Origin of the sequence: Nocardia sp. NPDC049707 (genome assembly GCF_040674855.1) — a bacterium.
Lineage (GTDB): Bacteria > Actinomycetota > Actinomycetes > Mycobacteriales > Mycobacteriaceae > Nocardia.
Genome location: NZ_JBFANN010000049.1, coordinates 1 through 26,415 on the forward strand (window position 1 = coordinate 1; position 26,415 = coordinate 26,415).

The window sequence follows — 26,415 nt, forward strand, 5'->3', positions numbered from 1 at the left end:
TACCCCCACCGTTTCGTCATGGTGCCGTCACAGCGATGCCCGCATCGCTGCAATTAGAGTTGGTCAACGCACGCGGATCGCTCGGCATATACGAGTTCAGCGTCGAACGTCGGTACACCCCGGTGTTCGACCGACTCAGACCGAGCGATGGCCATCGTTCACTTCAGCCCATCGTTCACTTCAGCTCAGTGGAACTGACCCTCTTCGGTGGAACCCTTCAGGGCCGCCGTCGAGGTGTTCGGGTCCACGGTGGTGGCGATGGTGTCGAAGTAGCCGGCACCGACCTCACGCTGGTGCTTGATCGCGGTGAAGCCACGCTCGGCGGCGGCCTTGAACTCGCGCTCCTGCAAGTCGACGAAGGCGGTCATACCCTCGCGGGCGTAGCCGTAGGCCAAGTCGAACATGCCGTAGTTGAGCGAGTGGAAGCCGGCCAGGGTGATGAACTGGAACTTGAAGCCCATCGCGCCGAGTTCACGCTGGAACTTCGCGATGGTCGCGTCGTCCAGGTGCGCCTTCCAGTTGAAGGACGGCGAGCAGTTGTAGGCCAGCAGCTGATCCGGGAACTCGCCGCGGACGGCCTCGGCGAACTTGCGGGCGACCTCGAGGTCCGGCACACCGGTCTCCATCCAGATGAGGTCGGCGTAGGGGGCGTAGGCCTTGGCACGCGCGATGCAGGGCTCGATGCCGTTCTGCACACCGAAGAAGCCCTCGGCGGTGCGGGTGCCATCCAGGAACTCGCGGTCGCGCTCGTCCACGTCCGAGGTGATCAGGGTGGCGGCCTCGGCGTCGGTGCGCGCGATGATCACCGAAGGCACGTCGGCGACGTCGGCCGCGAGACGCGCCGAGGTCAGGGTGCGGATGTGCTGCTGGGTCGGGATCAGCACCTTGCCGCCCAGGTGGCCGCACTTCTTCTCGGAGGCCAGCTGGTCCTCCCAGTGCACACCGGCGGCACCGGCGGCGATCATGGCCTTCTGCAGTTCGTAGGCGTTCAGCGCGCCACCGAAGCCGGCCTCGGCGTCGGCGACGATCGGGGCCAGCCAGTTCTGGACGGAGGTGTCACCCTCGACCTTGGCGATCTCGTCTGCGCGCAGCAGCGCGTTGTTGATGCGGCGGACCACGGACGGCACCGAGTTGGCCGGGTACAGCGACTGGTCCGGGTAGGTGTGGCCGGACAGGTTCGCGTCACCGGCGACCTGCCAACCGGACAGGTAGATGGCCTTCAGGCCGGCGCGGACCTGCTGGACCGCCTGGTTTCCGGTGAGGGCGCCGAGGGAGTTGATGTAGTCCTCGTTGTTGACGAGGTCCCAGAGGATCTCCGAACCACGACGGGCGAGGGTGGCCTCTTCGACGACAGTGCCCTGCAGCTTCGACACCTGCTCGGCGGTGTAGTTGCGGGTGATGCCCTTCCAGCGCGGGTTGGTGTCCCAATCCTGCTGGATCTGCGCGGCGGTCTTCGGGGTGCCGACGTTCGACATCTCTGACTCCACTTCTTCGTTTCGGTGCCCCACGGTCGAGCATCGCTCGAGCTGCTGTGGCGGCAATTTGCAGGCTTGCTAGGCCCATGGGGTGTACTTCCACACGATGGCACACCAGGAAATAGCCGTCTACCTGTTGCAAGTGTGAATTCGAGTTAGGTTTCGACCGACCTTTGTTAACTCTGCGAAATTTGCCCGTAAATTGCAGGCGTGCAACCTACCCGCCAGTAGCTCTGACGTGGGATTTTAGCGTAACGCTCGTACTGTTTGCGATCGCCCAACGCGTCGCCATCCGACACGCCAGGCATTCCGCATTGTGAGCACCTTCACAAGCATCCGTGTGGCCGCCGCCACCTCGAGATGGGACGCCGGTGGTTCGATCGGGAAGATCGAGTCCAGCGGATGGACGTTCAACGTCCGAGAGGAGCTTCCATGCGGAAACTGTGGTTCACCGTTGCCGTCATATGTGGTCTGGGGCTACCACAGCTGCCCGCGGCGAGCGCCGATCCGGGCACGGTGACATCCGTCGCGCCGCTGGCCGCGGTGGCGACGCTGCCCGGTTCGGTGGGTTCCAGCCGCATCTTGTATGACACGACCACCACGAATGGCGCGCCGACGGTGGCCAGCGCCGCGGTCTACTTCCCGCCCGGGGACGCACCCGCAGGAGGTTGGCCGGTGATCGCGTGGGCGCACGGCACGGTCGGGCTCGCGGACGACTGCGCCTACAGCATCGCCGGCCCCAGCGCGGTGGAACGGGACTGGGCGTATCTGGCGACTTGGCTGCGGCAGGGGTACGCGATCGTGGCCGCGGACTATGCCGGACTCGGTACGCCGGGCGATCATCCCTACCTCGACGGACTCGTCGAGGCGCACAATGTCGTCGACGCGGTCAAGGCCGCCACCAGGCAGTACTCGTCGCTGGCACGGAAATGGGTGGTCGTCGGACAGTCACAGGGCGGCGGCGCGGCCGTGTTCACCGCCCGGTACGCGACCGAATTCGGCGGACCGGAGCTCGATTACCGCGGTGCGGTCGGCACCGGCGTGCCCGCGTACATCGAAGACATCCTGCAGTTCCTCGGGCCGCAGGTGCCGCCGATCACGTTGAATCACCACAGCACCGCGTACGTGCTCTACATCCTGAACGGATTGCGCACCACCTATCCGGAGCTCGGCATCGAGTCCTTCCTGACCGACTCCGGCCGCGAATGGCTCACCAGGGCCCGCGAGGTGTGCGTCACCCCGCTGGCCGATGCGCTCGGCGCGGACGGGGTGCTGGTCGGCGACCTGTTCGCGCGGCCGCTGGCGCAGATTCCGAATCTGCACGGATTGCTGTCCGGATATCTGGGCCTGCCCGAATCCGGTTACGACAGGCCGCTGTTCCTGGGCCAGGGCCTGCGCGATACGGATGTGATCACCCCGGAGACGCTGCGGTTCGGCGCTGTGCTCGCGGCCAACCGGCAGCCGGTCACCTTGCACGTCTACCCCGACGATCACGACGGTACGGTCAACGCGTCGCTGTCGGATTCGCTGCCGTTCGTCCGCGATCTGTTCGCCTGATGCGATCGGGCATACCGCCGCTAGTCGCCGCCGATCGGCGGATGGGTGCGACGCCAGTGTTCGGCGATGTCGATGCGTCGGGTGATCCAGACATCGTTATGGGACTGGACATGGTCGAGGAAGTGCTCGAGTGCCGCGATGCGGGCCGGGCGACCGACCAGACGACAGTGCAGACCGATCGACAGCATCTTCGGACTGCCCTGCGCACCTTCGCGATAGAGCACGTCGAAGGCGTCACGTAGGTGGGCGAAGAACTGGTCGCCGCTGGGGAAGCCCGCGGGTGAGGCGAAGCGCATGTCGTTGGTGTCGAGGGTGTACGGGACGACCAGATGGTTGCGGCCGTGCACGGTGACCCAGTACGGGAGATCGTCGGCGTAGGAGTCGGAATCGTAGACGAAACCGCCGTGTTCGACCACCAGTTCCCTGGTGTGCGGGGAATCGCGGCCGGTGTACCAGCCGAGCGGGGCCGAGCCGGTGAGTTCGGCCAGGATGCGTACGGCCTCGGCCATATGCTCGCGTTCGGTGTCGCGGTCGGTGAGCTGGTAGGACTGCCAGCGCAAGCCGTGGCTGGCGATTTCGTGGCCGAATTCCCGAAAAGCGGCCACCGCCTCCGGATTTCGCTGCATGGCACGGGCGACGGCGAAGATGGTCAGCGGTAGCTCGCGGCGTGCGAAGGCGCGCAGGACCCGCCACAGTCCGGCCCGGGAGCCGTATTCGTAGAGCGATTCCATGCTCAGATGGCGATTCGGAAAGGCTTGGGCGGGAGTCATTTCCGATAGAAAAGTCTCCGAGTGCGGATCGCCGTCGAGCAATTGAGTTCCGCGCCCTCTTCGTAATTGAGGACGAACTGGAGCGCGATCTTCGCACCGCCCGGCCACTGCGGATCCGGTGGCGTCGCGCCATAGCCGACGAAATCTCGATCGCTCATGCCTGCGCCTCGCTGGCGCTCGGCTCCGACACGAGCGAGTGCTCGGCTGTGCTTGTTGTTCGCTCGCTGCGCTCGCTCATGCCTGCTCCGGTGGGGGCTGCGCTGCTTCGCCCGTTGAACCTCCGGTCGGGAACAAGCCGCCGAGCTCGCCGTAGAGGCGCAGCCGCGCGAGCCCGCCGTCCGGGTAGATATCCAGGCGGACCTCCTCGACCGAGGCCGCCATCGGCGCGATCGCGAAGCGGTGCCTGGTATCGGGCAGCAGTTCGGTGCGTGGCAGCAATTCGAGTTCGGTGCCGTCGGTGGTGCGACCGGTGAGCCGGGCCGCACCGGGGCTATTGCCGAGGAAGTACGAGGTATCGATCTCGGCGAGGCGGATGAGGCCGGGTCCGGCCAACCGGATACGCACCCAGTCGTTGCTGTCGTCGCGGCGGCGGGCGGTTTCCCAGCCGTCACCCATTTTTCGCGCCAGCCCCGGGTAGAGCAGCTGGTTCGGCGAACTATAGAAGCGGTTGGAGCAATCGAGGACCAGAGCGCCGTTTTCCAGTGCGGCGAGGTCCAGCGGGCCGAGTCCGAGCAACTTCGGGTCGGGCCTGCCCATGCCGTGTACCCGCAGCCGGGCGACGCCGCCGTCCGGATGCATGGTGAGTTTCACGTGGGTCCAACGTTTTTCGTTCTCGATCGAGAACGGATTGCGGCTGTCACCGATTACCGGGGCGCGGTCGATCAGGGTCACCCAATCATCGTGCTCGGCAATGGTTTGCGCGGGCGGATAGCCGTCGATCTCGAGTGCGGACACCGAAACCGCCGGCGGATAGTTGCCCTTGAACCAGGTGGTGTCCACCACAATGCGGCGGATCACACCGGGCACGCCGAGGCGCACGATGGCCGAATCGTCGCCGGGTCGGCCGCGATGCCTGCGGGTTTCCCAGCCGTCGTAGATCTGGCCCTTGTGTCCGAAGGTCGACGGCCGGTATTCCGCCGGACCCGGATTGATCAAATTCTCCTTCTCCGCGAAGAATTCGTCATCGGCCCAGATGACCGAACCGCCCAGCGGCCGGACCGCCAGATCCGGCAGCAGTGTGAAATCCACCGCGTCGCGCCGACCATCACCCCCGATGGAATCGCTACGCGATGCTTCACCCATTACCCCTCCTGCGAAATCGGTTCGCGCGCAACGAGTGCCCGCAGCACCTCGGGAGACAATACCGGCGCGAGCGCGCCCAGCTCATCGGCGGTGCGCGCACCGCAGTTCAGACCGCGTAATACGGTGGCCGCCAAGGCTTCCGCAGTCGCTGGCTCATCCATGACAGCGCCGGAGCGCCGGTCGAGGTAGGCGACCAGACGTGGGACCGCGACGTCGATAGCGCGACGGAAGAATTCGTAGGTGGCCAGCCAGCGGGTGATCAGGTGGCCGGGATGCATATCCCAGCCCTGGTAATAGCCGAGGCGCAGTGCCCGGCCGACGAGCCGATGATGGTTGCGCAGTGCGGATTCCGGCTCGCGGTCCGGCACGATCTGAGTGGAGCCGTCACAGATCCACACCCCGGTTTGCGCCGCGGCCACCTGCATGACCGATTTCGCATAGTCCGCTGCCGGATGGTCGAGCGCCTGATCGGGCGCGGCGATGCCGCACGCGGCGGTATAGTCATAGGTGCCGAAATGCAAAGCGCTGCAACGACCTTCGGACAGGCCGATCATCTTGGCGATCGGAGCGCTGCCGTCCGCGGCGATAATCGCCTGCGGGCTCTCGATCTGCAGTTCGAAGCGCAGGGTGCCCGCATCGAGTCCGCAGCCGCGCTCGAGTGCGTCACAGAGGACAACCAGCGCCGAAACCTGTTCCACCGCACGGATCTTCGGAACAGTGAAGACGAAACCCGGCGGCACACCGCCCGCTGTGTCCAAGACCAGCTCCAAAGTGCGTAAGGCGCGGGTGCGTTCGGTGCCCGCCAGGCCCTTCATCCGGATACCGAGGCTGGTCGGCCCACCGGGTCGGGTCGCCCACTCGGCAAGTACCGTGCCCGCATTGGTGGCGGCCGCGTCCTCCTCGGCGTCGGAGCGAAAGCCGTAGCCGTCCTCGAAGTCGATGCGCAGATCCTGGATCGGCCGCTGCTCGAGTTGTCGGCGCACGGCGGGCAGCGCATCGGTGCCGTCGATCCCCGCGAGCAGGTCGTGGTGGCGCTCGAGCAGCTCTATCGCCGCCGCACCCCATTCGGCGGGGGTCGCGGCGGTGGCCCGATCGGCGGGGACGTAGGCGGTGTGGATCGGCTGAACCCGGCCGTCTCGGCCCGGGTACCGGGTCCGCAAGTCGGCGTCGATCGGGTCGAGCAACGCGTCGATGCGAGCGCGGACATTCTCGGGCAGCCGCGGCTGGGTGCTCACCCCTGGTCTCCTTCCTGAAGGGCGCGCCAGATCCGGTCCGCCGTCATCGGCAAACCGGTCTGTCGTACCCCGACAGCATCGCGGATGGCATTCGCCAGTGCGGGGGCAACCGGGTTGTACGGGGATTCGCTCATCGACTTCGCACCGAGTGGTCCCAGGTCATCGGCGGTTTCGGCGAAGTAGACCTCGGTGTGCGGCAGATCGGCGAGCTGCGGGATGTGATAGTGCCGCAGCGTCTGTGTGGTGACCACACCCCGCGTGGAGCGCATGTCCTCGTAGAGCGCGGTGCCGATGGCCTGTGCCACGCCGCCGACTACCTGACCGCGGCACTGCACCGGGTTGAGTACCGTACCCGCGTCGGCGGCCTGGACGGATTGCAGGATGCGCACCACCCCGGTCTCCGGCCGCACGGCGACCCGGAATGCCTGCACATTGAAGCTGACCGAACGCGGGCTGCCCGCGTGTTCGCCGTGTCCGGACAACTCACCGTCGGCCAGGAGTTCGGTCGCGCCGATCAATCGATCGCCGCAGCGGACGCCATCGGCCACCAGCACGCACTCCGCTTCGGCGCGACCGGTCAGCTTGGCGGCCCGGACCAGGATGTGTGCACGCAATGCCACGGCCGCGGCGTAGGCGGCCTTGCCCGCGACGGTGATGCCGGTGGACCCGAAGGCGCCGGTGTCGTGGCCGACGATATCGGTATCCGATTGGCGGATCACAATGCGGCGCACGTCGCTGTGCAGCGCCGTCGCCGCGAGTTGAGCGTGCACTGTCGTGGTGCCATTGCCGAATTCCACAGTGCCTACGCGGAGTTCGTAACGTCCGTCGGGGAGCAGGGTGACGGTTGCCTCGGAGCGGTGGCCGCGCGGTGGGATGGTGGCGATCATGGCCAGCGCCATACCGGTGCCCACCCGCCAGTCCGGCCCCGGCGCGCGCACGCCATTGCCGCGCAGCAGGGCTCGTTCGGCCAGGTCGAGGCATTGATCGAGACCGTAGCTGCCGAAGTCCAGATCGCTGTCGCCCACTTCCGCGCCGACGAACGTCTCACCGGGAACGATGACATTGCGGCGGCGGAATTCGAACGGGTCGATAGCGAGTGCGCGCGCCAGTTCATCCAGGGCCGATTCAACGGCGAAGATGACCTGGGCGAGGCCGTAGCCGCGGAATGCGCCGGAGGGAATGTTGTTGGTGTACACCATCTTCGCCGCGACGCGCTTATTGGCGCAGCGGTAGACCTCGATGGATTCGCCGACGCCGTGGCACAGCACGTCGGTACTGTGATTGCCGTAGGCCCCGGCATCGGCGAGCACATCGATCGACAGCGCCGTCAACCGGCCGACGGCATCCGCGCCCGCGATGACCCCTACCCGCATCGGATGACGGCAAGTGGCACTGGTGAATTCGTCGGAGCGGGTGAATTCGTACTGCACGGGACGCCCGGTGCGCAGTACCGCCAGTGCTATCAGATCCTCGGCCAGCATCTCCTGTTTGGCGCCGAACCCGCCGCCGACGCGCTTGGCGAATACGCGCACCCGGTCCCGCGGCAGCCCGAAGATTTGGCACAGCTCATCGCGTACCAGGAACGGCACCTGCGTGCTGCACCGGATGACCAGCCTGCCGTCCGCGTCCAACCAGCCGATACCACCGTGGGTTTCCAGATGTACGTGCTGGGCGCGCGGCGAATGCCATACGTCACTGACCACCCGCGCCGCCGCGGCGAGGCCCGCCGCCACATCGCCGACCTCGCCATTGATCTCCGCGATCAGATTGCGTTCGGTATCGGCGATGCGAGCCGAATCCGGTTTACCGCCATGCAGTTTCGGCGCATCCGGCAGCAATGCGTCGGCGGGATCGAATACCGCGGGCAGGATGTCGTACTCGACGTGCAGGGCTCGGCAACCCGCGCGAGCGATATCCAGGCTTTCGGCCACCACGGCGGCCACCCGCTGTCCGGCGAAACGCATCGTGCGATCCAGCACATAGGTGTCGTCCGGATCGTCGGCTCGAAGTTCGTGGCGCGCGGTGGAAAAGGCGATATCGGGCGCGTCCGCGTAGGTGAGCACCGCGTGCACGCCCGGCAGTGCCTCGGCCGCGGTGGTATCGATGGCGCCGATCCGCGCATGCGGGTGCGGGCTCGGCAGGACCGCGATATGCAGTGGGGCCGTGGGTGGTGCCGCGGCGGCGTCCACGTCGGCCGCGGCATCACGAGGCATGATGTCGAAGGTGAATGGCTCTGTGCCCGTGACGATCCGGGGCCCGGCGGGCGCGCCGACGCCGCTACCCGCTCGTCCGCGGGCGGCGTCGTCCGGTAGTTCGGGCCGGGTACCCGAACCGGCGCTCTGCGGTGGCACGACGCGATCCGTCCCGCCCGCCATGGCAGTCGTCGGTGCACCGGGTACCGAATCAGAGGCGACGCCAGCACCCATGTCACGGCGAGAACCAGACACCGCCCCGGGCTCAACACCAGCACCTACATCACGGCTAGAACCAGACACCGCCCCGGGCTCAACACCAGCACCTACATCACGGCTAGAACCAGACACCGCCCCGGGCTCGACACCAGCACCCATGTCACGGCGAGAACCAGACACCGCGCCTATAGCACTAGCGATCGCGCGATAACCGGTACAGCGGCACAGGTTTCCCTTCATGAGCTCCGGTAGCGCGTCCGGGTCCGGGGCGGTCGGGCCGCCGCAGCCTAGACCCGCCGCGGTCACCACCATGCCCGCGGTGCAGAAGCCGCATTGGAAGGCAGCGGTGTCGATGAAGCGCTGTTGCATCGGGTGCGGATCCTCGTCGGTGCCGAGACCGGAGGCGGTGGTGATGCGGCGATCGGCGGCATGGTAGGCGGGAATGATGCACGAGTGCACGGGCACACCGTCGAGTTGCACGGTGCACGCACCGCAATCACCCGCATCACAACCTTTCTTCACCGCGAAAAAGCCGTGTTCGCGCAATAACGTGCGCAGGCACTGACCAGGACGTGGTTCGGCCTGCACCGACCGACCGTCGACCTCGAATCTCATTGCCCATCACCGACTTCGGTGCGTAGCTCGGCCGCAACCTCGCGGGCGAGCACGCCTGCGACATGGCGACGCCAGTCCGGCGCTCCGTGCGGGTCGTCGAACCAGAGTGTCGGGTCGATGGCGGCTAGCGCACCCTGCACCTCGGCAGCACCGGGCGTCTCATCGAAATCCAGCACCATCGGCCGGGTCGTCGCCGCGGTTATGGTCAGCGCGCCGCGGCCGTCCACCTCGCGGCGACCCATGACAACCGCACCGGAACGACCGAGCGGAGCCAACGCGATCTTTCGGAAAGCGCTGCGCGCGTGCAGAGTTCGAGTCGGAACGGTAATCGATCGCAACACCTCGCCCGAGCCGAGCACAGTGCGTCCGGGCCCGAGCACGAACTCCCGCAAGGGAATCCGCCGATCGGAACCATCCGGCGACCACACCAGCGCGACACCGTCCAATGCCACCAACGCGCCCAACACCGCCCCGGCGGGCAACGCAAGACACACATTTCCACCCACGGTCGCCGTCCGCCATATCTTGTGCGACGCCACCAACGCCCGGCACGCCCGTGCGAACAATGCCGTCCCCGGCCACTGCGCCCGCAGTACCTCCACCCCCAACTCCCGCCCTGGCATGGCCCCCGCGAACTCCGCCAACGTGCAGGTCGCCGCGATCTCCAGCCCCTCGTCCGTCTCCGCCAACGCGGGCCACCCGAGCGCAGTGATATCGACCAGCCGATCCACCCCCTCCTGCGGCTCCGAGAACAAGAACGTCCCCCCGGCAAGCACCCCACAACCCTCGCCTACGAAAGCCAGGTCGGACCGCCCCCGCGCCACAATCACATCCCGAATCGTGTCCAGATCCACGCCACACCTCGCTCCACTACCGCTGTCGCCACAGTAGAAGCTGCTGGTTGCCGCGATGTTGCGCGACACCCGCCCCAGGCTGCGCGGCCGTTACCCGCCGAATCGAGCACCCACGCCCTCGGCGCCACGCCGCGCAGTCCGAGACATCTCTGTTCCAGTATCCAGCAGTACCGTCTGATCAGGGCATTCGCCTTAACTGCGGCAACTCGCCAGACCCATCGAATTCCCGTTTGCCCCGAAGACCAGCCATGCCTGATCCACACCCAACGGACCAAGCCAGTGATCTGGCGGAAGGAATACGAGCCGAGGGCTCGGCCGCCATCTCCTCGGGCGCGGTCTCACATCGCACATCCGCGCATAGTCGCGTAGCCGACACGGTTATCTCGACAACAGACGTTTCTGATCCCGAACGGGTTGCTGCAGGCCGGATTTCGATCCGACGAGTCTTGTACTGCGAGCTGCCTCACGGTCGCCAGCCGCATTGACGGACTCGGTCGGCACATCGCTTCGGCATGCCGGCCGAGCACATCGCCCGCAGGCATGTCACCACAGCACCTCGGCGCTGTTGCCGTTCCTGCGTGCCCCGACGATCACATAGTCATCCGTGCACGCAATCTAGGCCAGACCCAGTGATCTGACCAGGTCGAGCATCTCGGCGTGGTGCAGCGCGGCGGGATTGCGTGAGACCGGATGGATGTGGCCGTCGATCTCCAAGGCCACCAGGCCGTGCATGCGACCCCAGACGCGCAGCGCGAGCGCCGCCGCGGCGGGTGGCACGTCGGGGAGGTCTTTCTGGATCTTCGCGACGTAGTCGGGGTGAAGGTCGGACCAGGAGGTCTCCTCGGGCTGGTGATGCCGGGCGTCGATCCATGCGGCGGCCACCAGCCGAGTGAGTTCACGGCACACACGGCGTGCGTTTCGGTCCACCGGCCCGTCCTCAGGAGGTTGATAGCCAGGGATGGGGTGCCCATAGAAGAGCCGGAAACTCTCCGGGTGATCCAGTGCCCATTCCCTCAGGGCCTGACCCCATGCCACCAGCCTGCCGCCGGGGTCGGTGTCGGGCACGGCGTTGGTGGCATTCTCCAACGCCTCCGCAAGTGATGCAGAGATTCCACTGATCAGCGCCGTGATCAAGTCATCTCGGGTGGGAAAGTAGCTGTATATCGCGCGTGGGGTCATCCCCATCTCACGGGCGATGCCACGCAACGAGATTGCTCCGGGGCCCGCGTCGGCCATTTGCCGCAGCGCGACGGCCTTGATCTCCCGACTGGTCTCCACTCGCAGTCGCTCTCGGCGGCTCAACACTTTTGCACCGGATTCGTTGTCGACCTTTTCCACCTTGACAGGATACAGGGTTTCAATACTCTTATGCGTGCCATTACTACACGCCGTGTCCAAAGGAGCTTGTATGTCTGCTTACGTCATCGTCAACGTCGAGGTGCTCGACGAAGAAGCCGGCTGGGCCTACGCCCCAGTGGCCCAGAAATCCATCCTCAGCCATGGCGGCCGCTATCTGGTCGCAGGTCCCACGCCCGAACCTGTGGAAGGCACCTGGAACTCACCCCGAATCGTGGTCATCGAGTTCCCCGACATGGATCGGATTCGGCAGTGGTACGACTCGCCCGAGTACCGGCAAGCCCGGCAGATCCGAGAAGGCAAAGCCCGGGTGCAGATGTTGTTCGCCGAGGGCTCACCGCCCGAAGGCTACTCACTCCCAGCCCAACCACACTCGTGAATTCGAAGCGGTAGCCCAGCGTGAATACGGCTTCGCCGACCAAGTGCGGGGTATCGCGCGCATGGGAGATGAACCGCGCGGGGCGTCCACCACGTTCGATAGGCGGCCGAGCAGATTCCGCCCCGTTGGGACCCTTACCCGTCCCAGCGGGAACACGGGTCGCGGGGTGCGACTTTCTGGCACCGGAGATTCGGCGCGGCTGGCCGGGCATGCCGGACAGCACCTATGTCTGCCGCGATCTGCTCACCTCTGTGACCGCGTTCGCGCTGGCGTTGACCTCGGGTGTGGACGACGCGCTGAACTCGCTCGCGGCGACCGCGCAGCGGTATGTATGCTCGCAATTCGCTTCGGCTGGAAGGCTTTTCAGCTATCGCTCTCGACCAGTGGTCGCGCCACACGAGCAGCGACACGAGAACGGGGTGCCGGTGCAGATTGGCGGGCGTCTCGGTGCGGGCCGGCCCGAGGGCTTCTCCAGTGGACATCGACCGAGTGCCTTCAGGTTTAGGGGACAGTCCGACAAACACTCCCGCGCGCTGACCACGGCCGAACTCGTCCATTGGCATTCGGCGCGCTCCACTTGATCACACCGGGTTTTACTTGGACAGTCTCGATCGGGTGCGTTGCATTGCGACCTCACCCGCGGCCGCAATGCGGCACGCAGGTCATGTCCGCGACGCTAGCAGCCGAAACGGGCGCGCAGGCCGGTTCTCGCCGGTGACAATCTGTCAGTGGACCGATAGCTAGCGCACGGCGCACATAGCTATGTTCGTTGACTTACAACAGGATTGGTCGGCGCGCCTTGCGGGTGGCCTCGCCGCTGATGGATTCGACCGGTTCGACCGGGTCAGCTCGCGGGCACAGTTGGTCACCCTCGCCAAATCGCTGGGCCACATCGTGGCGCATCGTGACAGCGACGGAGACGGCTTGAATTCGAGGACTATCGCATCGCGCGCTGGTCGGCAAGCCGGTGGATTCTCGCGGCGAGTTGCCGCGAGCTACGAGCGGCATGTGCTCGATCGACACTGCCCACACCGGTCGGCTGGCGGTTCAGCGCGGCGATCTTCGGAACCGTGTTGGTGCTGTTGGTGATTCGCATTATGCGCCGCATGACCCGATCCACGATGATCGGCGCGATCGCGGGTGTGCTGCTGATCTGCGACGGCACCACCTTCGTCTCGTCGCGGATCGGTATGCTCGACATCTTCCAGGCACTGTTCGTGACCGCCGCCTTCGGGTCTGATCGTCGACCGCGACGAGGTGCGCGCCCGGCTGGCTCGCGCCGATACCGACAGGCGCATCGCGCTGACCGAGTTCGGTCCGCGGCTGGGTGTGCGCTGATGGCGGTTCGGCGCGGGAGTGCTGCTCGGATTGGCTTGCGGCACCAAATGGTCCGGGCTCCACTACGTCTTCGCCTTCGGCCTGCTGTCGGTCTGCTTCGATCTCGCCGCACGCCGCGCCTATCGAGTGCCACGACCGTGGCTGGGCACGGCCATTCGGGACATCGGCCCCGCCCTCTACGCTCTCGTCCTCATCCCTCTGCTGGTTTATCTGGCCAGCTACGGTTTCTGGTTCGCCAGCGAGGTCAGCGCCCTGCAGAAGACGCTGCTGTCTGGGTGGGTCCGGCCAAAGCGACTGTGAACTCATCGGGACAATGTTGCACAGCCAGGGGATGCGGCCGGCTCATCACTCGTGCTCACGTCGATCCGCACCCGAAGCCCTATTGAGTCCGCCAATCTGCAACCCATTCAGATGCGGCAGATCATGACGATTCGGCGCGGGCGGCGTCGGGGACGAGTGCGGACCAGCACCGGCGACTCCCAGCCGGTGCGACGGGAGTTGTTCATCGTCGCCCGGAAGTCGATTCGCCTGGAACAGGACCGCCATCGGCCCAAGATCAGAACACCAGCAAGATGATCGATCATCAAGTGCCCGTTACCATCCCGAACCGGTCAATCGCGGAAACTGTGCCAGATCCAGTTCTGCCGTGCCGTCGACCATTGCGGATGCACAGCAGCGAGCTTCGTAAGGCCAGGTACCGGGTACAGCCGTCGCACAACTGGAACAGTTGCTGGAGCTGGCGGCCGAATGTCTGGCGTCTATCAGCCGCGTTCGGTCGCGGCTGCCAAGAGACAGGACCCCGCCGGTTCAACAGGGTCGGTAAGCCGTCGCGCGCAAGGCGTTGCGGCGAAGCGCCAGGCGGAATCCGCGGCCGGTGCACCGAAGTCCGTCCGATCACCCGGACGTCCGCAGCTTTCGCAGACGGCTCGATCGGCCTGTCTGGCTCTTGCGTTCGGCCATGGCCCCGATCACGAATGAGCCCTGGTCAATCGACCGAAATATACTGCGGCACTCACCTGTTCGGTCAATCGTCCAGTGTGAAGATCCGCAGATCAGATGGCATCGAGGGTATGCCGGGTGATCATTCCACGATATAATTCGAACATGCTTTCGAACAGTACGCAGACTCCCCACCGCGCAGCAGGCCCGCTGCTCGCGGCGGTCTCCGAACTGCTCGAACGGCCGCTGGTCGGGTTGTCGGACGACGATGTGCTGGATCTGATGCGGGATGTGGAGCGATGCGCGCGCAGACTCACCGCACTGCAGCACCGACTGCTGGTCGAGGCCGACGAACGCTCGATCCCCGCGCACACCGGGTCGAAGACTCTGAAGCGGTTCCTGATGCAGACGCTGCGGTTGTCGAGCGCCGATGCCGGAAGCCGGGTGAATGCGGCGCAGTGGGTCGGGGCTCTTCGCGATATGGGCGGAGAACAGCTGGAACCGCAGTTACCCTGCACAGCAAGCGCTTTGGCGCATGGTGAGATTTCCGCCGACCATGTGCGGGGTATCGCGCATGTGATGAACCGCGTGCCGCGCGGGGCGTCCACCGAGGATCGGGAGGCGGCCGAGCAGATTCTGGCCGAGTTCGCGCGATCCGGATCGCCGGATGATATCGGCAAGATCGGCGACCGGATCCTGGCCCATCTGGACCCCGACGGCCGGCTCACCGACGCCAACGATCGGGCTCGCATGCGCGGGATCACGGTGGGTCGGCAACGGCCGGACGGGATGTCACCGATCCGCGGGGAGATCGATCCGGTGTTGCGGGCATTGCTGGATCCGATGTTCGCCAAGTACGCCCGCCCCGGCGTATGCAATCCCGAGGACCCCGACAGCCCCGCCATCGACATCGACGCCGCGGATCCGGACACGCTGGCCGAAGCCGCGCGACGCGATCACCGCAGCGCCGCTCAGCGCAACCACGATGCGCTGACCGCCGTGCTGCGGTCGGGGCTCGTCGCCGAGGACCTGGGCAACCACCGCGGCCTGCCGGTGACGACGATCCTGACGATGAAACTCGACGACCTGGAACGAATGTCGGGTGTATCGACCACCGCGACCGGTGGCGTGGTGCCGATCCGGGACGCGCTGGCGCTTGCCGAGCGGTCGCAACCGTATCTGGCGGTATTCGATCATGCCGGACTGCCGCTGCACCTCGGCCGGACGAAACGACTCGGGTCGCGGACACAACGGCTGGCGTTGATCGCCGCCCTGCGCGGCTGCTCACGCCCGGGATGCGACGCACCGGCCAGCCTCTGCGCGGTCCACCACATCCTGGACTACGGCAAGGGCGGACGCACGGACATCGACAATCTCGTGCTGGCCTGCGATGCCTGCCATGCCCTCGTTCACGACGGCCCGGGTGGCTGGAAAACCGTTGTCGGGGGCGAGAATTCGACGTTTCCGGGTCGCACCGCCTGGATCGCGCCGGAGCACATCGATCCCACCGGCACCCCGACGATCAACCATCGCCATCACGCCAACGAACTGCTCGCCGCCGTGCTGACCCGCATCCACACCCGCAACGAACACGAACGCGAAGCCCGCAGACGTCATGAACGCGAACAACACCGGAAATGGCTGCGATCTCGATCCCAGCCGGACACCGGCACCGCCGCATGAATCTCGGCGGACAGCACCGGCTGTCCGCCGGGACACCAGCGCGCCGCAGCGGTCTCGTCTACCCGATGTCCCACCGGTGACCGAGCAGCGTCACGAACCTACCCAAAAGGTCCACGCGCTTGGAGTCAAAGGCGAGTGGTCAACGGGGGAATAGCTGGACGATTCCGGCACTGTAGGTGGCGTTGTCGAGGAGTTCGGCCGTGACCCCGGACGCCGGTGAGTTGCTCGGCGAGCGCGAAATTTCCCGGGATGCCAGGTTCTACTTGCTCATCGTCGCCCAAGTCGAATCCGGCGCTGGAGCGAACACTGGCCTGGATCAGCAAACACCGCCGCTGCGTCCGCTACTACGAAACCCGCCCCGACCACCACGAAGCGATGGTCTACATCGCCACCATCTGACGATGTCACGCCGACTCATCCGAACATGACCGAAGCGAGGCGACGAAGCTCAATTCGCCGGTACGGGATGGAATGAGCCCGTCTCCGGATTCCACCCCTTGACCAAGACCGCGTCAGTGGGCTCGGCAGGCCAGCACTGAATCCGGACGTGTTGCCAATCGGCAGGATCATCGGAGTCCTCGCCGTATTCCTCATCATCGGGCGACCTCGTCAAGGACACGCGCAACCGCAACCACCCCCTCGGAACCCTCACCAGATCACCGTCGTCCTCGCCATACGTCGGAGAAGTAAGCCTCAATGCACCAGAGTCCGCTCGCAGGCTGCACTCGGTCACAGTGTCGAAGGCATCCTTGTCATCGGCCGGCGCCACGCCGGTCATATCAATGGTGACGATCACGTCGCCGTTGACCCCTGTGCAGATACCGATCGCGTCGTCCGCCAGCGCCAGATAGCCGAGCAGCGCGGAATCCGACCATTGATCTGCCAACTCGGTGGACGAGCCGCTATCCAGGAAGTGGATCTGCCGGTCGTCGGAGAACACAGTCAACTCAGTCGCCACGACTCTCCTTCATACCAGGCCCTCAGGAGCTCCACCTGGCTGGGAATGGTCTGGGAGAAGGAAGTTCCCGGACGCTCACTTAGCAAATTCCTCAGCAGCGTTCCCTGCTGACTATGGAGGTCAATGAAGCATGAAAAGGCCATGGGCCCAGTCGAATGCGCGTCAGACTGAGGCCATTGCCCGTGGTCGGATCAGGGCACAGCTCTTGCACGCGTGTCACGAAGGCATGCCACTCGGCCGGAGCGAAGACCAGCGCCGGACCAGTCGGGTTCTTCGAGTCCCGAACGCCGACCCCACCGTCGCTCAGCCAAGCGACCTCCACGCATTCCGAGCCGGCCTGGCTGTAGCTGCTTTGAACCACGCAGCACCGGTAGGGCTCATGTCAACTGCTGATACTCCTTTTCAGCAGCGCTCTGCTGTCTGCGGAGGTCAATGAAGCATGAAAAGTCCACGGCCCCAGCCCAATACGTGTCAGACTGAGGCCATTGCCCGTGGTCGGATCAGGGAACCGCTACACCGTCGGCCGGGTGAACTCACCGCCTTGCACACCGGCCATGAAGGCATCCCACTCAGCCGGAGCGAAGACCAGCGCCGGACCTGTCGGGTTCTTCGAGTCCCGAACGCCGACCCCACCGCCGCTCAGCCAAGCGACCTCCACGCATTCCGAGCCGGCCTGGCTGTGGCTGCTTTGAACCACGCAGCACCGGTAGGGCTCATGTCAACTGTTGATATTCCTTTGCCGTCTTCCTCAGCAGTGCTCTGCTGTCTGCGGAGGTCAATGAAGCATCAAAAGGTGATGGCCCCAGTCCAATACGCGCCAGACTGAGGCCGTTGCCCGTTATCGGATCAGGGCACCGCTACACCGTCGGTCGGGTGAACTCACCGTCTTGCACACCGGCCATGAAGGCATCCCACTCAGCCGGAGCGAAGACCAGCGCCGGACCTGTCGGGTTCTTCGAGTCCCGAACGCCGACCCCGCCGTCGCTCAGCCAAGCGACCTCCACGCATTCCGAGCCGGCTTGGCTGTAGCTGCTTTTGAACCACGCAGCACCGGTAAGTCTCATGTCCACCGTTAACTCCTCAGCAAATTCCTCAGCAGCGCCCCCTGCTGACTATGGAGGTCAATGAAGCATGGAAAAGGCCACGGCCCCAGTCGAATACGCGTCAGACAGGGGGCCGTTGCCCGTGGTCGAATCAGGGAACCGCTACACCGTCGACCGGGTGAACTCACCGTCCTGCACGCCTGTCATGAAGGCATCCCACTCGGCCGGAGCGAAGACCAGCGACGGACCGGTCGGGTTCTTCGAGTCGCGAACGCCAACCCCGCCGCCGCCCAGCCAGGCGACTTCCACACATTCCGAGGTCCCCTGGCTATAGCTGCTCTTGAACCACGCAGCACCAGTTAGTTTCGTGTCCACTGTTGATACTCCTTTGCCGTCTTCCTCAGCAGTGCTCTGCTGTCCACGGGGTTCAGCGCGGCATCATGCAGAGCCGCCGACACCGCACAATAGCGCTCGACATCAACCTGTTTCTGAAGGTAGACATTCGCGGTGACCAAGCCCTCGACGTAGACCACCGTCGGTTCCACCGGCCTGCCCTTACTGTCGGTTCCGAAGTCCATAATCACGAACGGGCCAGGCAACAGGCCCATCGGAATCCCAGCAGCGAAGGGCAATATCCGAACTTCCACATTCGGCCATGTGCTGGCGTCGGCCAGATGGCGCAGTTGATCACTCATGATCTTCGGGCTGCCAACAACGCGCCGCAGTGCGGATTCGTGCAGCACAACATCCAACGTAACCGGCTCGACCTTCCGCTTGATGATCGCCTGCCGTTTCATCCGCAGCTCGACCGCCCGCCGGACATCGCTATCGCTCGGGTCACGAAGGTAGTTACAACTCATCGTCTGTACATAAGGCGCTGTTTGTAGCAACCCCGGAACAAGTTCCTGATACGAAACCATGTGCCGCGCCGCACCTTCCAGCTCGACATAGTTATCGAAGTTGCCGCGCAGCACATCGCTGTACTCCACATACCAATTCTCCACGGCCGCTTGCTCTGCAAGGTGTTTTAACGCAGCGGTCTCTTCCGCCCCACGCTCGTAGATCTCACACAGATGCTGCACGATGCGGACGCGAATCTTATCTGCCGTGCCCTTCTCGAGCCGGTGCAAGGTGGTGGTCCCTATCTCCACCAGCCTTGCCGCTTGCGCCATCGTCATGCCCACTTCTTCGCGACGCTGACGCAGGATGCGCCCCAGCTGTCGCCGGGGCAGGGTGCTGTCTTCCTCAACCATCTCTAGTTATCCCTCGGTAGACGGAATATCGGACAGCAGGGAGCGGGACCAGTTTGCCACAGTTCGCGGAAACGTCGCTGGCACAACGGAAAATATCCGACGGGTTTCCAAGTCTGCGTTGTGCCTGGTCAGAGTTGCTGGTATCGTTGTCACTGCGCGGCACACGGTGACAGCAGGGAGCAAACCCCATCGTTCGCCAGACCCACTCTCCAGTGCCCGAGAGCGATGCGGGACTGACACCGCCGGGTGCCGCGCGTCAACCGACCGTCACACCAGTGAGGTTCACCCATGTCCCGGACGACAACGATGAGGTCGGCGCTTCGGTGCCCGACCGGCACGCAGACTACCGAAGCACCGGAACGGAAGGTCATGACAATGGCGAATAACGAAGTGGCAGAAGGTGATACACGCCAGCGCAAGGCGATCGGACTCGTGCGCGATGAGCTGTCCGGACTCGCGGCACCCCAGCACGCCGTCACAATCCAGCGGCACGCCCGAACCCTCGGATATCAGTACATCTATACCGTGCGTCCCCCGCACGATACCCCCGACCCGATCGGGTACGCCCTGAGTATCGCGACCGGGCTCGATGTGACGGCGATCGTGGTCTACGACCTGGCCTGCGTCGACAGCCAACCGGCACGGGTGTGCGAAGACTTCGATCTCGAAACCGTCTGCCCCGCAACCACATGGGCACGGGTGTGCGAAGACTTCGATCTCGAAACCGTCTGCCCCGCAACCACATGGGCACGGGCGCAGCATCCGACATCGATCGGGGCGCGTGCGCAGTGATGGGCGAGGACATGATCGTGACGCCACCCGAGGTATGCGGGTGCGCCGATGTCGAACTGGCGCACGAACTACTGCGTGCACACCGTGCCTGCCGAGTCGTGCGATGCGTGTGGAAGACAGCGGCTTATTACACCCTGGTCGACGCGAACCGGATCGTTCCGCAGACGTCGACCCCGCGCGAGCGAGCCGCCGCGCGGGGAATCGCGTTCCCGCCGTTGGACGGTGAGCCACTCCCGCACAGCGGACCGACACCGCACACGCTGCGCGAGGTCCTGGACAGGCTCTCCGAGCTGGCGCTACCGGTCCCCCGCGCGGACAGCACCGACGACGGCGACAACCAACGCTTCAATAGGGGGCCGGGATGAGCGAACGAACAATGAATACAGCCGAGCACTCGCTCGTGCCGGAGCCGAGCGCCAGCGAGGCGCGGGCATGAGCGAGCGCAGCGAGCGAACAATAAACACAGCCGAGCACTCGCTCGTGCCGGAGCCGAGCGCCAGCGAGGCGCGGGCATGAGCGAGCGCAGCGAGCGAACAATAAACACAGCCGAGCACTCGCTCGTGCCGGAGCCGAACGCCAGCGAGGCGCGGGCATGAGCGAGCATCGCACGGAGGTGGGCGGCTGGGTGGCGCAATGGCGGATCGACCACCATCACATTCGAATCATGCTGGTACGCAATACCTCGGAACCGCATCCGCTGATGTCGGTCAGTGCACCTAGCGCCGCGCCGGATCTGGTCCGGATGCGTGAGCGGTTCCCGGAAATAACGCCGCTGTGGGATGCGATCCGGCACGAGTATTGGGCGAAATTCTTTGTAACGCAAGAACATTCACAGGGCACAATCTGACGGCTCGCCATGCCGCCCCATCGTCTCACCCGACACAGATCCGAAATGCCGCCGAGCGCGGTCACCATATGGCCGCGGTCCAGCAGTGCGGTCACCGTCACACTGGGATTTGCAGAACGCCATCGCTGCCTTCGTGGACAGCCGGCGCGCGGCAGCAGCATGACCTCTACCTGTCGAAGCCGTACGCGTTCGTCGATATGCCGAGCCACGGCCCGACCTGGTCCCGGCATGAACTCCGGTCCAGCAACCGCACGACCCCGCAACCGCCGCGGCATAACCGGCCTCAACTCTTTGCCTCCCAGAGATGTTCGGCCGCGGAATCTCCAGTGCACCGTCGACGAGCTCATCGGTCGACAGGATTTCAGCTGAGACGGACTTCGCACCAGCGGAACAGGGGCTCTGGCCGCGGTCCCGGTCAACCCAGCGGCCGAAGCGGGCCGGAGTACGGATGACGTTCCGGCAGACGCTCAACGAAAGGTTTGTGGTGACACAAGATCCGGAATCCACACGAGTACAACTGCTCACCGAGCGGGCCGAGCGGGCCGAGCGAGCCGGCTACCGGCTCATGCGCGACCCCTGGCCGCCATACTCCTGGATCCTGCTTGACGCCGAGGACGGCGAACCGCTGCACTCGGCAGCGACGCTCGACCTCATCGATCAATGGCTGGCCCTGTGAGTATGAATCACACGCCCCCGGGGAGTTCGTGGATTACGTTGTACCGACCGGTGTCCGCACACGGCGGTCTGACCGGTTCCGGTTCGTCGAGTCGACACTCACCTGCCATCGGATCCGCCCGCCAGCTTCGGCGAAGACCTGCAACAACTTCACGATCACCAGCCACACGCCACCGCGCTGCCAGCGGCGGAACAACCCGTTGACCGCCGACCAGGACCCGTACTGCGGTGGAATGTCGTGCCAGGGGCAACCGACCCGGGTCCGCCACCGGATCCGTCGATGATCTGCCGTTTCGTCCACTGCGGCGGGCGGCCCGCCTTCTTGTTCCGGGGCAGCAACGGTTCCAACCGCGCCCATTGAGCATCGGTCAGGTCCGCTCGCCCCGCCACCGTTACGCTGTTCACGAGGTCTCCGGTAGGTCTCCGGTTTTTCTTGGTCGTTAAACCACCTACCTGAGACCTCACCCATCTACCAACGCGGACAACAACTTTCACCAACAAGTTGAGGGGTGGTACCGCGCAGCGGTGCCACCCCTCAACTCACTTCGACACAGACCGCTAGATGAGTGATTCCAAGGGGTGTGGTGGATCTCCAGCCGGAAGTCAGGACAGCGGCCGTTGAGGCAGTTTGTTGGTCCATTCGCGTTGCTCGGGGGTGTCGGGGACGGTGAGTCCACGAGCTTGCTCGAGTCGATTCCATGCCGTGTCGGGGTCGGTTCGGTTGATGACGAGGAGCGCGGCGGCCAGCAGCGATGCGCGGCCGATGCCGAAGCGGCAGTGGGTGAGGACGTGTGCGCCGTCGTTCAGTTCGGCCGCGAGGTGCTGGAGGGTCGGCAGCACACTGGCCCGGTCGGGGACGCCGCGGTCGACAATCGGGATGGAAACGAACTGCAGGCCCGCCTCGCACGCTGTGCGCTCTTCGGCTCCGAGGTCGCATTCGTAGAGTTCAGCGGTGGTGAGCGCGCAGACCAAGTGGTCGACGCCGGACGCCTTCAGAGCGGTCATCTCGTCGTCGAGCCACTCTCCGCCGCGTGGCTTTGCCATGATGCTCAGCCGTCCGGGACCCCGATGGTCAACGGTGTAAAAGTTGGGGTGCATGCGCATGTTCATTGCCTCAGGTTGTGGTGGCTGCTTGCAGAAGTCGGCGTCGCGAAGCCAGGCTGATCATGAGAGATATTGCCGGGCAAGGATTTTGCGCGCGTTCCGGCGTGATTGCGGGGCGAGGGGTGCCGTAGATCAAGGGTGTGAGCAATGACATCGACACCCTCGCCACTGCACTGTATGTCACTACCGACGGCCTGTTGACCGCCCGCCCGGATCTGCGGCCGTGGCGACCATCGATCGGGTTCGCCCCACGGTTGACCCACGCCGAGCTGGTGACCCTGGCGGTGATGCAGGCCCTACTCGGGTTCACCTCCGAAGCCCGCTGGCTACGTTGTGCCCGCACCCATCTGCGACACCTGTTCCGGTATCTGCCTCAGCAGCCCGGCTACAACAAGCGGCTCCGCATCGCCACCGGGCTGATCCGCACCGTGATCCGCTTGCTCGCAACTGACACCGCCTTGTGGACCGACGACGTGTGGGTCGCCGATTCCACCCCGAGCTCCTGCGCTCAGAAATGAGCTTGCTTGATCTGAACGGCCCGCCCCGGTTCGCCAACCACTGTGCACTCTCCAACAGCACTGTGCCCGGTCTCGTTGAGTGCTGGTTTCTCCGATGCCAGCAGAACGTCCACACGCGACGGCCTGTGACGGCGCTATCCGGCCTTCGCTACCAGCGCCGCCTGTGCCCGCGCGACCTCGCCGCCGACCTTCTCCTCGTCGACCGTGCGCACCGCACCATCCCGAACGACCATGCGCCCGTTGATGATCAAGGCGGCGAGCGGCGGTGCGGAACCGAGAATCAACGCGGTCACCGGATCATCGATCCCCGCGTGCGCGGGTGTATCGAGCCGCCACAGCGCGAGATCGGCGAGTTTGCCCGGTTCGATCGACCCGATTTCGGCTTCTCGCCCCAAAACCCGTGCACCACCAATTGTGGCCAGCTCCAGTGCTTTTCGAGTGCTGATCGCGTGCGGCCCGCCCTTGGCTCTGGCGTAGAGCAGCGCATTGCGCGGCTCCTCGATCATCGAACTCGATTCATTGCTCGCCGCACCGTCCACGCCGAGCCCCACCGGCACCCCGGCGGCGACCAGATCCGCGGTGCGCGCCGTACCCGCACCGATACGCGCATTCGAGGTGGGGCAATGCGCCACTCCGGTACCGGTTTTCGCCATGGCGTCGATGGCAGCATCGTCGAGGTGAATGCCATGCGCGTACCAGACATCCGGGCCGAGCCAGCCGAGCCGCTCCAGGTACTGGGCGGGTGTGCAGCCGAATTTATCCGCGCAGTACTCCGCTTCATCGGTCGTCTCGGCCAGATGCGTATGCAGACCTACACCCAGATCGCGTGCCAGTAGGGCGGATTCGCGCAGCAACTCGGTAGTCACCGAGAACGGCGAACATGGTGCGAGTGCGATCCGCAGCATCGAGTCGAACGACGGATCATGCCAGCGCGCGACGGCATCCGCGCTCGCAGCCATAATGGCGTCGAGGGTCTCCACCACGTCGTCGGGCGGCAGCCCGCCGGAACTCTGCCCGAGATCCATCGAGCCACGCGTCGGATGGAATCGCAACCCGACCTCGGCGGCCGCGGCGATCTCCGCGCCGAGCAGGTCCCCGCCGGCGCGCGGGAAGACGTAGTGATGGTCGCTGGACGTGGTGCAGCCGGTGCGGGCCAACGCGCTGAGCGCACCGGTCGCGGCGACGCGAACCGCATCCGCATCGATGCCCGCCCAGATCGGATAGAGCGTGGTGAGCCATTCGAACAGGGTGCTATCCGCGGCCAAACCTCGGGTGACCCACTGGTAGAGATGGTCATGGGCATTCACCAGACCCGGCGTGAGCAGGCAGCCACGGCCGGCGATGCGGTGCACATCCGCGCCCGGATCGGGCGCATCGCCGGCACCGACCGCGGTGATCCGGTTACCCTGCACCGTCACATATCCGTGGCGGTATTCGCTGCCGTTCGGATCGACGGTCGCGACGGCGCAACCGTCGATGACCGTCGTTGTCGCCATGTGCCTACGGTAGCCATGCGGGCCCGGGGTCCGGGGCATCTTCGCGCTGGACAGTGGCATGGATGAGTCCATAGGGCCGGTCATCGGCGTGGTAGACCTCGCCCTGGTTCTCGATACCGAATCGACCCAGGTCATAGTCGAAATGATGTTTGTTCGGCGCGGCAAGCCGGATCTCGGCGAGCACCGGAAAGGCCGCGAGTGCGGCCTTGCCCATCTCGAAGAGTGTCTGCTGTAGTGCCTTGGAATGCAGCGTCGCGAAGACCTCGACCATCCGCTGCAGGACGCCCGCGTACACCGCATCCCAGTCCACACCGGTCGTGGCGGCGAAGCGCCACTGCGCGACTAGGGAGGTCGCGAGCATCCGGTCGCGCGTCGGGGCGAGCACGGTGAAGTCGTCGGTGAGGAAGTCGGCGAATTCCGAACCGGTCGATTTGAGGATCGCCAGATCCTTGACCCCGCCGATCACCCAGGCCCGTTGCCGGCTCCCCTTACCTGCCACCGTGACCGTCGCGGTCCGCACCTCGGGGCCCTGCCGCACCCAGGTGTGATCGTGCTCGCTGCCGTCGACAGTGACGCGCTGCCAGGCATATTCCTCGACCTCGATGCGCGCGCTGTCCACCGGTGCGATCTCGTCGACGAAATGCGCGGCGAGGGTGCGCGCATAGTCCTCGATCGTTTGCAGCCCAGGCTTTTTCGCATACGCGTAGGCCGTCTGCTTCTGGGTATCGGTTGGCAGCACCTTCGACTGGTCACCGGCGACATAGGCAGCGGCGAAATCGCCACGCAGCACGGTGGAGACGTTCACATCGCGGATCTCGTGGCGCGGCCGGTCCCGGTAGATCCGGACGATGCGGTTCTCCGCCTTGCCGTACCGGTTGTCGGACAGCACGATCGGCCCGGTCAATTCCATAGCTGGCTCAACTCCCGCGGTAGGTGGAAAAGGCGAAGGGCGACAACAGCAATGGGACGTGGTAGTGCCGCTCCTCGATGACAACGAAGGTGATGGCGACCTCCGGATAGAACGATTCGATCCCGCGCTCGGCGAAGTACGCGCCGGTATCGAACACCAGCCGGTACGTGTCAGGTGGCAGTGCCGCACCGAGCGCGGCGATCCGGCCACCGTCATCGGTGGTCGCGGAACCGAGCAGCTCGGTGCCCCGATAGAGCGCCACCGCGATACCGGCCGCGGGCACACCCGCGACGGCATCGAGCACATGCGTACCGATCGTGCTCATTCGGCAGCCCCGACCAATAGCCACGCCAACCGAATCCGATTGATCTTCGCCAATTCCACTCGCATAACCCGCCTTTCGGTCGCCGGATCAATTCGGAGCCGGGCGGAGAGCAAGGCCATCAGCTCGTCCCCTCCTGGAAACCGCGTACTGGGACGCCGGCACCGCGCTGCTGCTGCCCGGACTTACCGGTCACGCACACCAGATAGACATGGCCGAACTTCTCCGCATAGGCCAGAGTGCCCTCGGCCAACCCGATCCGCACCGTATCCTCGGCCCCGGCCACCGCGGCCTGCTCGCGCGCCGATGCCGCGGTATCGGGCCGGGCACCGATGCGCGGATGTCTGTCGAGTGCGCGATCGATCTCGGTCTCGGACAAATCGGCCGGCACCGCATCGAATACCGCATCGATGCTTGCATACGGCCGCCCGGCGGCCAGCACACGAGCAAGGTCGCATTCGCCTTCAGCCGACCTGCGCTCCGCCGCGGGCAATGCGTTGAATTCCGCGAGGCCCAACCCGTCGTATGTCATCGGACCAGCATCGAATACGACCAACCCGGTCGCCTTTCTAAAGAGATCCGG

At 65.2% G+C, this 26,415-nt stretch carries 27 protein-coding genes and 4 pseudogenes; 11 read left to right on the forward strand and 20 right to left on the reverse strand.

Annotation, left to right across the window (positions count from 1 at the left end; translation table 11 throughout):
- Positions 1 to 185: 185 nt before the first annotated feature.
- Complete coding sequence (aceA, locus tag AB0J29_RS31055; RefSeq protein WP_364499925.1) at positions 186 to 1,475, reverse strand: isocitrate lyase; 1,290 nt, start codon at positions 1,473 to 1,475, stop codon at positions 186 to 188.
- A gap of 432 nt (positions 1,476 to 1,907) precedes the next feature.
- Here aceA and AB0J29_RS31060 point away from each other — a divergent pair, with 432 nt between their 5' ends.
- The gene (locus AB0J29_RS31060; RefSeq protein ID WP_364793938.1) at positions 1,908 to 3,032 is read left to right on the forward strand and encodes a lipase family protein; all 1,125 of its coding nucleotides are present in this window, start codon (positions 1,908 to 1,910) and stop codon (positions 3,030 to 3,032) included.
- A gap of 20 nt (positions 3,033 to 3,052) precedes the next feature.
- Here AB0J29_RS31060 and puuE read toward each other — a convergent pair.
- From puuE to AB0J29_RS31090, 6 genes and pseudogenes are all read right to left on the reverse strand, one after another.
- Positions 3,053 to 3,960: pseudogene (gene puuE, locus AB0J29_RS31065) on the reverse strand (allantoinase PuuE).
- A gap of 76 nt (positions 3,961 to 4,036) precedes the next feature.
- Positions 4,037 to 5,104 carry an allantoicase gene (gene alc / locus AB0J29_RS31070; RefSeq protein WP_364793940.1) on the reverse strand — a complete coding sequence of 356 codons (1,068 nt, stop codon included), beginning with the start codon at positions 5,102 to 5,104 and terminating at the stop codon, positions 4,037 to 4,039.
- Entirely contained in the window at positions 5,104 to 6,339 is a 1,236-nt protein-coding gene (locus AB0J29_RS31075; protein WP_364793942.1) for an aldolase/citrate lyase family protein, read from the reverse strand. Before AB0J29_RS31075 ends, alc begins: the two co-directional genes overlap by 1 nt.
- Positions 6,336 to 9,365, reverse strand: a complete 3,030-nt coding sequence (locus tag AB0J29_RS31080; protein WP_364793944.1) for a molybdopterin-dependent oxidoreductase — start codon at positions 9,363 to 9,365, stop codon at positions 6,336 to 6,338. Before AB0J29_RS31080 ends, AB0J29_RS31075 begins: the two co-directional genes overlap by 4 nt.
- On the reverse strand, positions 9,362 to 10,219 hold the full coding sequence (locus AB0J29_RS31085; RefSeq protein WP_364793946.1) for an FAD binding domain-containing protein: 858 nt from the start codon (positions 10,217 to 10,219) through the stop codon (positions 9,362 to 9,364). Before AB0J29_RS31085 ends, AB0J29_RS31080 begins: the two co-directional genes overlap by 4 nt.
- Before the next feature lie 615 nt (positions 10,220 to 10,834).
- Positions 10,835 to 11,557 carry a TetR/AcrR family transcriptional regulator gene (locus tag AB0J29_RS31090; RefSeq protein WP_364793948.1) on the reverse strand — a complete coding sequence of 241 codons (723 nt, stop codon included), beginning with the start codon at positions 11,555 to 11,557 and terminating at the stop codon, positions 10,835 to 10,837.
- A 70-nt stretch (positions 11,558 to 11,627) separates the two neighbouring features.
- Between AB0J29_RS31090 and AB0J29_RS31095 the strand changes: the two genes are divergently transcribed.
- The 3 genes and pseudogenes from AB0J29_RS31095 to AB0J29_RS31105 form a co-directional block, all read left to right on the forward strand.
- Positions 11,628 to 11,954: a DUF1330 domain-containing protein gene (locus AB0J29_RS31095; RefSeq protein WP_364793950.1), complete on the forward strand. Its 327-nt coding sequence runs from the start codon at positions 11,628 to 11,630 to the stop codon at positions 11,952 to 11,954.
- Between the two features lie 209 nt (positions 11,955 to 12,163).
- Positions 12,164 to 12,535: a hypothetical protein gene (locus AB0J29_RS31100; protein ID WP_364793952.1), complete on the forward strand. Its 372-nt coding sequence runs from the start codon at positions 12,164 to 12,166 to the stop codon at positions 12,533 to 12,535.
- 456 nt (positions 12,536 to 12,991) lie between these two features.
- Positions 12,992 to 13,535 (forward strand): annotated as a pseudogene (locus tag AB0J29_RS31105) (phospholipid carrier-dependent glycosyltransferase); the annotation flags it as partial.
- 173 nt (positions 13,536 to 13,708) lie between these two features.
- Here AB0J29_RS31105 and AB0J29_RS31110 read toward each other — a convergent pair.
- Positions 13,709 to 13,822: pseudogene (locus AB0J29_RS31110) on the reverse strand (VWA domain-containing protein); the annotation flags it as partial.
- A gap of 574 nt (positions 13,823 to 14,396) precedes the next feature.
- Between AB0J29_RS31110 and AB0J29_RS31115 the strand changes: the two are divergent.
- Positions 14,397 to 15,914, forward strand: coding sequence for a DUF222 domain-containing protein (locus tag AB0J29_RS31115; RefSeq protein ID WP_364793954.1), 1,518 nt, complete (start codon positions 14,397 to 14,399; stop codon positions 15,912 to 15,914).
- Between the two features lie 249 nt (positions 15,915 to 16,163).
- Entirely contained in the window at positions 16,164 to 16,313 is a 150-nt protein-coding gene (locus AB0J29_RS31120) for a hypothetical protein (RefSeq protein WP_364793956.1), read from the forward strand.
- Positions 16,314 to 16,362: 49 nt separating this feature from the next.
- Here AB0J29_RS31120 and AB0J29_RS31125 read toward each other — a convergent pair whose 3' ends face one another.
- The 6 genes from AB0J29_RS31125 to AB0J29_RS31150 all read right to left on the reverse strand — a co-directional run bounded on the left by AB0J29_RS31125 (position 16,363) and on the right by AB0J29_RS31150 (position 19,168).
- Positions 16,363 to 16,872 carry a hypothetical protein gene (locus tag AB0J29_RS31125; RefSeq protein WP_364793958.1) on the reverse strand — a complete coding sequence of 170 codons (510 nt, stop codon included), beginning with the start codon at positions 16,870 to 16,872 and terminating at the stop codon, positions 16,363 to 16,365.
- Between the two features lie 91 nt (positions 16,873 to 16,963).
- Positions 16,964 to 17,233 carry a DUF397 domain-containing protein gene (locus AB0J29_RS31130; RefSeq protein WP_364793960.1) on the reverse strand — a complete coding sequence of 90 codons (270 nt, stop codon included), beginning with the start codon at positions 17,231 to 17,233 and terminating at the stop codon, positions 16,964 to 16,966.
- A 150-nt stretch (positions 17,234 to 17,383) separates the two neighbouring features.
- Positions 17,384 to 17,569, reverse strand: a complete 186-nt coding sequence (locus AB0J29_RS31135; RefSeq protein ID WP_364793962.1) for a DUF397 domain-containing protein — start codon at positions 17,567 to 17,569, stop codon at positions 17,384 to 17,386.
- Positions 17,570 to 17,729: 160 nt separating this feature from the next.
- Positions 17,730 to 17,936 carry a DUF397 domain-containing protein gene (locus tag AB0J29_RS31140; RefSeq protein WP_364794033.1) on the reverse strand — a complete coding sequence of 69 codons (207 nt, stop codon included), beginning with the start codon at positions 17,934 to 17,936 and terminating at the stop codon, positions 17,730 to 17,732.
- A 141-nt stretch (positions 17,937 to 18,077) separates the two neighbouring features.
- Entirely contained in the window at positions 18,078 to 18,290 is a 213-nt protein-coding gene (locus tag AB0J29_RS31145) for a DUF397 domain-containing protein (RefSeq protein ID WP_364793964.1), read from the reverse strand.
- A complete protein-coding gene (locus tag AB0J29_RS31150) occupies positions 18,275 to 19,168 on the reverse strand; it encodes a helix-turn-helix transcriptional regulator (protein ID WP_364793966.1) in 894 nt (297 codons plus the stop codon). The genes AB0J29_RS31145 and AB0J29_RS31150 overlap by 16 nt, the downstream gene beginning before the upstream one ends.
- Before the next feature lie 375 nt (positions 19,169 to 19,543).
- Between AB0J29_RS31150 and AB0J29_RS31155 the strand changes: the two genes are divergently transcribed.
- From AB0J29_RS31155 to AB0J29_RS31170, 4 genes are all read left to right on the forward strand, one after another.
- Positions 19,544 to 19,960, forward strand: a complete 417-nt coding sequence (locus AB0J29_RS31155; protein WP_364793968.1) for a hypothetical protein — start codon at positions 19,544 to 19,546, stop codon at positions 19,958 to 19,960.
- 17 nt (positions 19,961 to 19,977) lie between these two features.
- Entirely contained in the window at positions 19,978 to 20,325 is a 348-nt protein-coding gene (locus AB0J29_RS31160; protein WP_364793970.1) for a hypothetical protein, read from the forward strand.
- A gap of 227 nt (positions 20,326 to 20,552) precedes the next feature.
- Positions 20,553 to 20,807 (forward strand): hypothetical protein, encoded by a 255-nt coding sequence (locus tag AB0J29_RS31165; RefSeq protein WP_364793972.1) that lies wholly within the window; start codon positions 20,553 to 20,555, stop codon positions 20,805 to 20,807.
- A gap of 448 nt (positions 20,808 to 21,255) precedes the next feature.
- A complete protein-coding gene (locus AB0J29_RS31170; protein ID WP_364793974.1) occupies positions 21,256 to 21,483 on the forward strand; it encodes a hypothetical protein in 228 nt (75 codons plus the stop codon).
- A gap of 33 nt (positions 21,484 to 21,516) precedes the next feature.
- Here the strand turns inward: AB0J29_RS31170 and AB0J29_RS31175 are convergent, their stop codons facing one another.
- Complete coding sequence (locus tag AB0J29_RS31175; protein WP_364793976.1) at positions 21,517 to 21,951, reverse strand: transposase; 435 nt, start codon at positions 21,949 to 21,951, stop codon at positions 21,517 to 21,519.
- A gap of 134 nt (positions 21,952 to 22,085) precedes the next feature.
- Positions 22,086 to 22,526, reverse strand: coding sequence for a hypothetical protein (locus AB0J29_RS31180; protein ID WP_364793978.1), 441 nt, complete (start codon positions 22,524 to 22,526; stop codon positions 22,086 to 22,088).
- A 200-nt stretch (positions 22,527 to 22,726) separates the two neighbouring features.
- Between AB0J29_RS31180 and AB0J29_RS31185 the strand changes: the two genes are divergently transcribed.
- Positions 22,727 to 23,104 (forward strand): hypothetical protein, encoded by a 378-nt coding sequence (locus AB0J29_RS31185; RefSeq protein ID WP_364793980.1) that lies wholly within the window; start codon positions 22,727 to 22,729, stop codon positions 23,102 to 23,104.
- A gap of 134 nt (positions 23,105 to 23,238) precedes the next feature.
- Here AB0J29_RS31185 and AB0J29_RS31190 read toward each other — a convergent pair whose 3' ends face one another.
- The 4 genes and pseudogenes from AB0J29_RS31190 to AB0J29_RS31205 all read right to left on the reverse strand — a co-directional run bounded on the left by AB0J29_RS31190 (position 23,239) and on the right by AB0J29_RS31205 (position 26,364).
- On the reverse strand, positions 23,239 to 24,600 hold the full coding sequence (locus tag AB0J29_RS31190; protein ID WP_364793983.1) for an 8-oxoguanine deaminase: 1,362 nt from the start codon (positions 24,598 to 24,600) through the stop codon (positions 23,239 to 23,241).
- 4 nt (positions 24,601 to 24,604) lie between these two features.
- Positions 24,605 to 25,510: a factor-independent urate hydroxylase gene (gene pucL, locus AB0J29_RS31195; RefSeq protein WP_364793985.1), complete on the reverse strand. Its 906-nt coding sequence runs from the start codon at positions 25,508 to 25,510 to the stop codon at positions 24,605 to 24,607.
- Between the two features lie 7 nt (positions 25,511 to 25,517).
- Positions 25,518 to 25,835: a hydroxyisourate hydrolase gene (gene uraH / locus AB0J29_RS31200; protein WP_364793987.1), complete on the reverse strand. Its 318-nt coding sequence runs from the start codon at positions 25,833 to 25,835 to the stop codon at positions 25,518 to 25,520.
- A pseudogene (locus tag AB0J29_RS31205) lies at positions 25,832 to 26,364 on the reverse strand (2-oxo-4-hydroxy-4-carboxy-5-ureidoimidazoline decarboxylase). Before AB0J29_RS31205 ends, uraH begins: the two are co-directional and overlap by 4 nt.
- Positions 26,365 to 26,415 lie beyond the last annotated feature (51 nt).